Source organism: Sphingobacterium lactis (genome assembly GCF_011046555.1).
Lineage (GTDB): Bacteria > Bacteroidota > Bacteroidia > Sphingobacteriales > Sphingobacteriaceae > Sphingobacterium > Sphingobacterium lactis.
In genome coordinates this window covers 702,483-713,189 of record NZ_CP049246.1, presented here as the reverse complement: position 1 = coordinate 713,189, position 10,707 = coordinate 702,483, and the positions used below count along the sequence as shown (strand labels likewise).

The 10,707-nt window shown below is 47.5% G+C and carries 6 protein-coding genes; all 6 read left to right on the top strand.

The annotated features are described in order from the left end of the window. Positions 1–36: 36 nt before the first annotated feature. The 6 genes from G6N79_RS03135 (at position 37) to G6N79_RS03110 (ending at position 10,607) form a co-directional block, all read left to right on the top strand. Positions 37–1,353: a glycoside hydrolase family 99 protein gene (locus G6N79_RS03135; RefSeq protein ID WP_103906536.1), complete on the top strand. Its 1,317-nt coding sequence runs from the start codon at positions 37–39 to the stop codon at positions 1,351–1,353. Positions 1,354–1,407: 54 nt separating this feature from the next. Next, positions 1,408–2,745 (top strand): glycoside hydrolase family 99 protein, encoded by a 1,338-nt coding sequence (locus tag G6N79_RS03130; protein WP_103906535.1) that lies wholly within the window; start codon positions 1,408–1,410, stop codon positions 2,743–2,745. A 539-nt stretch (positions 2,746–3,284) separates the two neighbouring features. Next, on the top strand, positions 3,285–6,479 hold the full coding sequence (locus tag G6N79_RS03125; protein WP_103906534.1) for a SusC/RagA family TonB-linked outer membrane protein: 3,195 nt from the start codon (positions 3,285–3,287) through the stop codon (positions 6,477–6,479). Positions 6,480–6,496: 17 nt separating this feature from the next. After that, entirely contained in the window at positions 6,497–8,464 is a 1,968-nt protein-coding gene (locus G6N79_RS03120; protein WP_103906533.1) for a RagB/SusD family nutrient uptake outer membrane protein, read from the top strand. Between the two features lie 10 nt (positions 8,465–8,474). Next, a complete protein-coding gene (locus G6N79_RS03115) occupies positions 8,475–9,206 on the top strand; it encodes a DUF3823 domain-containing protein (protein ID WP_103906532.1) in 732 nt (243 codons plus the stop codon). Between the two features lie 51 nt (positions 9,207–9,257). Further along, positions 9,258–10,607 carry a glycoside hydrolase family 99 protein gene (locus G6N79_RS03110; protein WP_103906531.1) on the top strand — a complete coding sequence of 450 codons (1,350 nt, stop codon included), beginning with the start codon at positions 9,258–9,260 and terminating at the stop codon, positions 10,605–10,607. Positions 10,608–10,707: the final 100 nt, after the last annotated feature.

Below are 10,707 nucleotides of genomic sequence, written 5' to 3'. Positions count from 1 at the left end.
GATGTTATTATTTTAAAACAATCAACGTTAAACCAAATGAAGACATTAAAGAACAAACAAAACCTGTCGATCCAGCAATGGGTGGCTCGGTTATTTGCAGGAGGCCTATTGGGATTGGCGATCTGCAGCTTATTTATTACGTCGTGTAAGGATGGAGAATATACCCCTGTTGAGGAAGAGGATTCGACAATTGTGTCGCCTTCACCCAAAGGTGATGTCGTAGGAAAGGTGGTCGCAGGCTATCAGGGTTGGTTCGGAGCGGCAGGTGACGGTTCGCCTTTCAACTCCTGGCGGCATTGGGCGGTATCGGGAGCACCGGCGCCAAACAATCAATCTTTTGAGCTCTATCCGGATATTCGGGAATACAGCAAGACCTATGCAACAGGTTATGCTGCACTGGGCAATGGCAACCCTGCGAATCTATTTTCGCATTGGGATGACCAAACCGTGGACCTGCATTTCAAATGGATGAAGCAATATGGGGTACAGACTGCTGCGGTACAGCGCTTCGGCAATTATCTCCTGAAAGATGCCCGCGATCGTGGATTTAAGGATGGTGTTATGCAGAAGGCAAAGGTCGCTGCAGAAGCGCATCAAGTGAAATTCTATGTAGCCTATGATATTTCGGGATGGACCAATTTCTCCACCGAATTGAAAGAAGACTGGACCAATAAAATGGAGGCCCATGTCAGCTCGCCTATGTATGCCAAGCAAAATGGAAAACCCGTTGTCAGTATTTGGGGGCTAGGTGTTGCCAATCGCCCAGGCGATGTAAACAGTTACTTAGACCTGATCAACTGGTTTAAAGGGAAAGGGTATTACGTAATTATTGGGGTAGCCAAATTCTGGCGTTCCGATACAGCCAATATGGAAGCCTATAAAGCGGCCGATATGGTATCCCCATGGTCTGTGGGGTCCATGCGCAACCTAGAAAAGGTGGATGAATACATCAAGGATCTGAAAGCAGATCTGGAGTTCCTGACGGCCAACAAACAAGATTACCAACCGGTAGTTTTCCCGGGCTTTGCCTGGTCAAACTGGAAACCCGGTACGCCAAGGAATGAAATCCCTCGCCTCCACGGCGACTTTATGTGGCGTCAATTCAAGAATATTGTGGAGCTGGGCATGCAGAATGTCTATATCGCCATGTTTGACGAATATGACGAAGGAACGGCCATTGCCAAAGCAGCGGAAAATAGTTCCCAGATCCCGACAAATCAATATTTCCTCACCTTGGATGCCGATGGTGTTGAAGTATCTTCAGACTTCTATCTCCGCCTGACAAAGGATGCGGGAAAGATGTTGAGGAGGGAAGCTCCTGTACAACAGGAACACCCAACGCCGCATAAATAAGGCGAACCATCGTATTTGCAGAAACGAAAACACATAACCATAAACAACCTAAAGATGATAAGATTATCCATTGTTCCATTGTTGCTATCTCTCGCGGCCTTGCTGTCCTGTTCGCATACGTCAGGAAAGCACGGCCAAGCTCAGAACCCACCGAATTCCACCGACACCCTAAAGGGATATGATACCTCCGGGTTAAAGTACCCCCGATATGAAGGGTTGGTGATGGCCGGTTACCAAGGTTGGTTCAACGCCGAGGGAGATGGTGCAGATCGTTCCTGGTATCATTACTGGGGAAAAGGGCGCGTATTTAAGCCGGGATCAACCAAGGTCGACTTCTGGCCGGACATGACCGAATACAGCAAGAAGTACAAAACCCCCTTTAAATTTGCCGATGGACAGGATGCCTATCTTTTCAGTTCGTACGATGAGGAAACCATAGACCTGCATTTCAAATGGATGAAGGATTATGGGATTGATGGCGTGCATATGCAGCGCTTCTTGGTAGAAGTGAATCCGCAGAATCCCTCGGGACGAAAACATTTCAATAAAGTGTTGCGCAGTGCCCTTAAGGCAGCGAAGAAATACGATCGCGCCATCAGCGTGATGTATGACCTGAGCGGCAGTACTGCGGCAGATTTTAAATTCCTCGAAGAGGATTGGAAAGCGTTGGTGGACACTTTCAAGCTATACGATAAAGAAACCAATCCAACCTACCTGTGGCACAATGAAAAACCATTGATGACCATCTGGGGAGTTGGTTTCAACGATGGCCGGAAGTACACCGTACAGGATGTCGATCGCTTGGTTGATCGGTTGAAGGGTGGTGAAAAGGGATTGTCCATTATGTTGGGTGTGCCCTATTATTGGCGCACGCTGAGCAAGGACACCGAAAATGACCCCATGCTGTACGACCTGATCAAAAAAGTAGATATTATCATGCCTTGGGCCGTCGGTCGGTATAAGCTAGCGAATTTCGATCCGAAGCAGATTCAGGAAGATATGCAATGGGCCGCCCAGAATAAAGTGGATTATGTGCCATTGGCTTTTCCTGGGTTCAGCTGGGCGAATATGAACAACGACCCAACGATCTATCACGCTATCCCTCGGGAAAAAGGAAAGTTTATGTGGAAACAAATGTCCACGGCCATCAATGCAGGGGCTATTTCCCTTTACCTCGCCATGTTCGATGAGATTGATGAAGGAACGGCAATCTTTAAGAGCGCGCGTGAGGAAGATACCCCAGAAAATGGAAATAAGTTGAAATTCGTGGGCATTGAGAACGACCTGCCAACAGATCATTACCTCTGGCTGGCGGGAGAAGCCGCAAAATGGATAAAAGGAGGAACTGGTTATTCCGACCAGTTACCGAAAAGGATTACTGGCAAAAGGTAAAGGTGTTGTCAGTAAATAAGTAGTTAGTAATAATAATCGGTAAAGGTGGGCTTTCGGGCCCACTTTTATTCGTTAAGTGATTTTTTACATCCGGGTATTTTTACGACTGGTTTGGTAGAACGTTAAAGTTAAAGGTTGGGGAATTTAATCCCTCATATTCCCAAGGCCTTTGCCGGTGAATCCTTAGGATAACCGACATTCACCCCTTGCAAATAAGGTCAAATACGCTGGGTGGTTACTATAGGATTCGTTATTGAGGAAAAATTATTTGAAAATTTATTTTGCTGATTATCAGCTATTTAAAAGATAGTTTCTGGCCGTTAATGTTTTATTAATGCTTTGTTATAGGCCTAAAATTATCCTTGTTTCATAATCAATTATAAATCACTTATGAAACGAAAAACTACTCTACTTCTGCGTACGCTTCCTTGATAAGTAAGGAAGTACCGTCCCATGCGGTAAGGGAAATTTACCGTACAAAACTAACTATACATGGGGCTTTAGCCCTGATTATGATCACCAATTTTTAAACTAACACTATGGGATTTAGAAGTATCACTTCTTGCACCGGCAAATGGGGCAAGCGAGTAAAAAACCTATCCTGGCAATGGGCGCTCATTCCACTATTGGCGCTATCCTCGGGGACTGTCTTTGGACAGCAGCGGAATATTTCCGGCTCAGTACGTGGGGATGATAACAAACCGCTTTCTGGAGCGACCGTTCGGGTAGCAAAAAGTGGACAGAGCACCACGACCGATGCGCGAGGTAATTTCAGCCTTCCTGTGTCGACAGGAGATCGCCTGATCATTACCTACGTCGGGTATCAGGGACAGGAAATTGTTGTTGGCGATGGAGCCACCGTGGTGGTGGAAATGCCAACAGATAATACCACGCTGGAAGATGTGGTTGTCGTAGGTTACGGCACGCAGAAAAAGGCGACTTTGACAGGAGCCGTATCATCGGTCACCAATAAGGAAATGACGGTTACCAAAAATGAGAACGTCATCAATATGCTGACGGGAAAACTTCCCGGCGTGCGCATTACCCAACAGACCGGACAACCGGGAGCATTTGAATCAAATATCGACATCCGTGGTATGGGCGAGCCCTTGATCGTGGTCGATGGAATTCCACGGGATAAGGATTATTTCTCCAGGATGGATGCTACCGAAATTGAAAGTGTATCCGTATTGAAAGATGCATCTGCTGCGGTTTACGGTGTGCGTGCTGCCAATGGTGTGCTCTTGGTCACAACAAAACGGGGAACATCAGGAGAGGCCTTTGAAATCGGTTATTCCTTTAATCAAGGTTTCCAACAGTTTCTTTATGTGCCGAATACAGTAGGTGCTGCGGATTTCATGACCCTCAAGAATGAACAATTGTGGCGAAACTTCAACAACAATTATCCCAACCGTCTACCGCCAACCTGGTCCGAGCAGGACATCGCGGCTTATTTGGACGGCACGAAAAAATCATACAATTACTTGGATGCGGCATTCGACAAGACATCGCCGCAACAGCAACATAACCTGAGCCTGAATGGTGGATCCGAAAAGGTCAATTATTTCTTCAACTTAGGATACATGGATCAAATGGGGTCCTACAAGAGCAAGAGCTTAAATTATAACCGATATAACCTCCGGTCCAATGTGGACGTAAAGATCACGGATCGGTTAAAGGCTTCAGTTGATCTCGGTGGATACGCGGACGAAACTAACCAACCCCGCACAGATATTTGGGCGGTGTATAAACAAGCATGGCGTCAGCGACCGGATAAACCGATCTATGCCAATGATAACCCCTTGTATCCAAACTTCGACATGATCGACAACGAGAACCCAGTGGTGGTTACGGATGCCGACCAAACCGGTTATCGGAAGTTCTTGCGCAAGCAATTCAATGGTATACTATCCCTGGAATATAAAATTCCGTATGTGGATGGCCTAACGGCAAAGGGAACCTATAACTATGACTTTAAATATGCCGACAATACGGATTATAAACGCTCGTATTTCCTCTACAGCCATACCCCAGCGGTATTGGGCCAGAACGGCGAGGTAGTCACTCCGGAGAAGTACAATGCACATGAGAAGAACTCACCTTCCACCGTGCGGAGGACGTCCTATCCGGATTACCATACCTTGATGCAATTCTCCCTGAACTACAACAAGAGCTTCCTGGATAAACATAACCTATCCGCTCTATTATTATTTGTTGAGGAATACAACAAATGGGATAGTTTCTATGCCCAACGGGAGATCAAGGTGAATTCGGAATACCTGTTTGCCGGGGAGGCCAAAAATCAGCTTGCAGATATGGAAGGTGTTGGCGAGCGAACCGCGCGTGGTCTCGTTGGAAAATTCAACTATGATTTCAAGGGAAAATACCTGGCGGAGTTCAGTTTCCGTTATGATGGATCATCCAAATTCCCGAAAGACAAGCGATGGGGTTTCTTCCCTGGGGCTTCCGTGGGCTGGCGTATTTCCGAGGAAAACTTCATCAAGGATAACGTGACGTTTATCGATAACCTGAAAATCCGTGCGTCCTATGGTAAGCTCGGGGATGACCGTTCTGCTGGAAACTATCCTTCAACTTTTGTAGGCTATGCACTGGATCCATTCAACTTGGGTTGGATCTTCGGGGAGGATCTGGTAAGCGGAGCTTTGCCAACGGCAATTCCTAATCCGAACCTGACTTGGTATACGTCTAGAACTGCCAATCTTGGTTTGGATGTGGATCTATGGAATGGCAAATTCGGCATGACTTTCGATTATTTCGACCGCCGTCGTGACGGTCTCTTGGCGACACGTCTGGACCTGGTACCGGGAACAGTTGGGGCCAACCTGCCACAGGAAAACCTGGAAAGCGACCGGACCTTTGGTTATGAGGTTTCCCTAACGCATCGCAACCGCATCAATGCTTTTAATTATTTCGTGTCCGGTCAGGTATCGACGACGAAAAATCAATTTATGGACCGTATCGAATCACGCGCCGGTAACTCCTACGATCAATGGCGGAACCGCTATGCAGACCGTTACAAGGATATCTGGTGGGGCAAGGAATACGACAGCCAATTTACTTCGTACGAGCAGATCTACAATCACCCAACACAGGTGGGCAGCGGAACCCTGCCGGGAGACTACTACTATAAAGACTGGAATGGCGATGGCTTCGTGAATGGTGCTGATGACCATCCGATTGCCACGTTCAATATGCCGTTGATTAATTATGGGTTGAGTATTGGAGGTTCTTGGAAAGGAGTGGATTTAGCCATGAATTTCCAAGGTGCTTCCAAGGTATATGCCCAATATATTGAGGTATTAGCTGCACCATTGCAATTTGAAGGTGGCGCTTTGGAGCAGTTTCTGGATCGCTGGAGACCTGTAGATCCGAATGCGGATTTGTTCAATCCGAATACGGAGTGGGTTTCGGGTTATTATCCCTCTACAGGCTCTGCGATGGCAGAAGGAAGTCGGTCCATCGAGGATGCATCCTATATCCGCTTGAAGACGCTGGAGATAGGATACACCTTCCCGACGGAGTGGTTACAGTCTCTAAAGGTGAAGAGCTTACGAATCTACGCCAGTGGCTATAACCTGATGACCTGGACAGGTATGAAATATACCGATCCGGAACATCCGGGTTCCGCGGGAGGATCCTCCTCGCATATGGTGGATACTTATAAATATCCATTGAACAAAACCTACAACATTGGAGCATCGATTAAATTCTAACATCAATCTCGTACATTATGAAATCAACAATCATCAAGATATTATCAGTCCTTCTGCTTGTGAGCGCCGCTTCCTGCAGGAAACTGGATCTGGAGCCTTTGGGCGTATTGGATGAAAAGGCCCTGTTCGGAAATGAGGACGGCGCCCGGAAATTTGTTTCCGCCATCTATGGGCACCTCCCGATCGAGGACTTTGTATACCACCCGGAGCGCGGATTCCGTTGGGATAACTATTGGCAGAACCACGAAGCCCTAACGGCGATGTCCGGCGAAATGACCGGACAGTTCTGGGGCGTGGTCGGCGCTCAGGGCTTCGGCTATTGGCCATACGATCGGATCAGGAACATCAATACCTTTATCGTCGGATTACCGACCTATAAGGATAATTTTGCGGAAGACCGTTACAACAACATCCTAGGGGAAGCTCATTTCCTACGTGCGTTTTTCTACTTTTCGTTGGTAAAGCGCTACGGCGGAGTGCCTATCGTAAAGGATGTTCAGGACCCAACGGCCGATAAAGAATCGTTATTGGTGCCGCGGAACAAGGAGTCTGAAGTGTACCGTTTCATTCAGGAAGACCTGCAGTTTGCGATCGACAATATGAGCGAAACCAGCGAAAAGGGGCGTGCCAACAAATATGTGGCAGCAGCGCTGCTATCCCGTGCCATGCTCTATGCCGGCAGTATCGCCAAATACGGTTCCTATGCAAATTTAGGCGGGGAAGCAGCGAGCAAAGGCTTTGCAGGAATCGCAAGGGAAGAGGCTGAGTGGTTCTACCAAAAAGCATTTGATGCCTCAACGGTCGTGATGAACGGGCCATACTCCCTATATAACAAGAAACCGAATGATAAGGAAGCAAATTATGTGGATTTGTTTCTGGATGCGGACAGTCCGGAAGATATCTTTATCAAGCAATATGACATTACTGCGCCTTATGGAACGCGGTTAAAGCACAGTTACGATGCGAACTTTCTCCCGAGCCCAAGTTTAGCGGCCGAGGTGGAATCCGGCGCCTATCCGGTTCTGGATCTGGTGGAGCTTTTTGGCGCTTTACCGATTACGGACGCAGAGGGGAAACCTATCCGCTACACCAACCGGAAAGACCTATACGCTGGCTTGGAGCCACGTATGCGTGCCATCGTGTACTTCTCGGGAATGGAACTTCGGGAAGGATCGGAACGTATGGCTTTTGATATGCAACGCGGACTTTACTTGACTTTTCCTGGAAAAGCAAGTGATGCGCAGATGGGATCCACCAATGCGCCGATCAACAGCCAGGCCAACCGTATCCTTGCCGGTCCGAAGAACGCGCAGTACGATTATAAGGGAACCAAGATCAATATCACGGGAGAGCATGGGATGTGGAAAGATGGCCATGCCAACAACACCAGAACGGGTTTCTATGTGCGCAAGTACATCAATTATAAAATCTCCAGTAAGGATGTCCGTCTTTACAACAGTACCCAACCGTGGAAGACCATCCGTTTAGCGGAAATTATCCTGAACAAGGCTGAAGCTGCGTATGAGCTGGGCTTGATCACGAACAATGATGCACTGAAAGCCGAGGCCTTCACCTATATCGCACGGATCCGGGAGCGTGCAGGCGCGACGCCGAAAACGTTTAACGCCGCTGCGGGCAACATCAATAAATATGGCTATCCATTGGATGAGAATCTTCAGTTTATCCGGGAGGAACGCTATAGGGAATTGTGCTTCGAGAACCACCATTGGTGGGATATGCGCCGCTGGCGGACCGCCGATGTGGAGCTGAACAATTTTGTGCCAAACTGTTTGATGCCTTACTTGGTATTGGATGAAATGAAGTACAATGCCCAAGGGCAGCGCATCAATTCGTACATCTTCCTGAAAGAAAAAGAACCGTGGAACAAGACGTTCAACTTTGAGAAGAAATGGTATTATGAGCCACTTCCAGGGGGCGAGCTGAACAAGAATCCGAACCTATATCCACAGAACCCAATTTATTAATTGACGAATCATGAAAAAGCTAATTCTATTATTTGCCGCTGCACCGCTTCTATGGTTCAGTTCATGTGCAAAGATCGATAATTATAACGCACCGGATGCGACCCTGCGGGGAACCATCATCGATGAGACCACCAATGCCCCGCTATTGACAGGACCGGGTGAATTTGTGATCCGGATGCTGGAAACCAGTTGGGGCGAGAATCCTGCTCCGCAGGACCTGCCGGTAAAACAAGATGGTACCTACGCGAATACCAAGCTCTTCAACGCAACCTATTCGCTACAGCCCTATGGTGGCGCTTTCTGGCCTGTGGATCCAACAGCAGATTTTGTGCTGAACGGATCCGGAACGCAGGATTTTACGGTTAAACCCTACCTGAAGGTCACCAATGTAAAATGGGAAGTAAAGGCTGACAAAACACTGAGTGTTTCCTGTACCTTGGAGGCGCCACAGACACAGGGATTGCCGCAGGTCATCGAAGTTCGCCCATTCTTAAGTTTGACGCCCTATTGTGGAGCAGGTAGCCGTATCGATGGCTATTACAAGGACGAATTCCGCGTGCTGATCAATAAGAATTGGGACGAGATCGGCAATATGCAGACCGGAAAGGGCAATGAAACCTATACCATCAATGGTATGCCCTTAAAATCCGGGTATACCTATTTCTTCCGCATGGGGGCGAAAGTTCGGGATACCTTCGAAAAATTCAACTACTCGGAAGTGGTGACCATAAAAGTGCCATAAAATGATGTTTAACCTGAGGCTGCGCAAGCAGCCTCATAAAAATGATAGGCTATGAATAGATTAAAATTTGTAGGGATGCTGTTGGGAATGGGTTTGCTATTGGGATGTTCAAAAGGAGGAACGCCAAGTCCCGAACCGCCGCCAACGAAAGAACCACCAAAAGAGGAGCCGGGAAGGGACGATACGGGCTACGACACGTCGGGCCTCTTATATCCCAAATATGAAGGCTTGGTAATGGCCGGATATCAAGGCTGGTTCAATGCCGTTGGTGACGGTGCGGATCGGGGATGGTACCATTATCGAGGTGCCGATCAGAAATTTGAACCGGGTATAACGAATGTCGATTTCTGGCCCGATATGAGTGAATATACCAAGAAGTATAAAACTGCGTTTCAGTTTCCCGATGGATCAGATGCCTACGTATTCAGTAGCTACGATGAAGAAACAATCGACCTCCACTTCAAATGGATGAAGGATTACGGTATCGACGGTGTACACATGCAGCGCTTCTTGGGCGAGGTAAAGCCAACCAATCCTTCGGGCAAGCAGCACTTCAACAAAGTTTTGACCAGCGCACTGAAAGCCGCCAAGAAATATGGACGCGCCATTTCCATTATGTATGACCTCAGCGGAAGTGCTCCGGAAGATTTCAAATACCTGGAAGCCGATTGGAAGGAATTGGTGGAAACACATAAACTGTATGATAAAGCCCAGAATCCGACCTACCTTTGGCATAACGCCAAGCCGTTAATGACCCTTTGGGGGGTTGGCTTTAGCGACGGAAGAAAATACAGCATTGCTGATGTAGATAAAATGGTGACCAACCTGAAGTCCGGAGAAAAGAAGGTGTCCATCATGTTGGGCGTACCGTATTATTGGCGGACCTTGGACAAGGATACGGAAAACAGTACAGCTTTGCATGACCTGATTAAGAAGGTGGATATCATCATGCCGTGGGCAGTAGGGCGCTACAGCTCCGGCGATTTTAACCCCAATCAAGTGCGAGACGATCTGGCTTGGGCGACCCAGCAAAATGTAACCTATGTGCCTTTGGCATTCCCGGGCTTTAGCTGGGGAAATATGCACAATGACCCGACCCGCTATGACCAGATCCCACGTGAGGGCGGAACCTTTATGTGGAAACAAATCGCGACGCTGATCAAAGCCGGGTCCAAATCCCTCTACATTGCGATGTTCGATGAAATCGATGAAGCAACGGCAATCTTCAAAAGCGCACGCGCAAATGAAGTACCTTTGAATGGAGACCGATTGAAATTTATAGGAATTGAAAACCACCTGCCTACCGACCATTACCTATGGATTACTGGGGAAGCAGCAAAATGGATAAAAGGCGGATCTGGCTATACAGATCAGTTGCCAGTAAGAGTAACTAGCAAATAATGATGAGTTTAAATTGTTTGTTTTAGTTAGTTGTTAGTATAATTAATCGGTAAAGGCGGGCCTGGGGCCCGTCTTTTATTTTTTATGGAGATAGTATAGG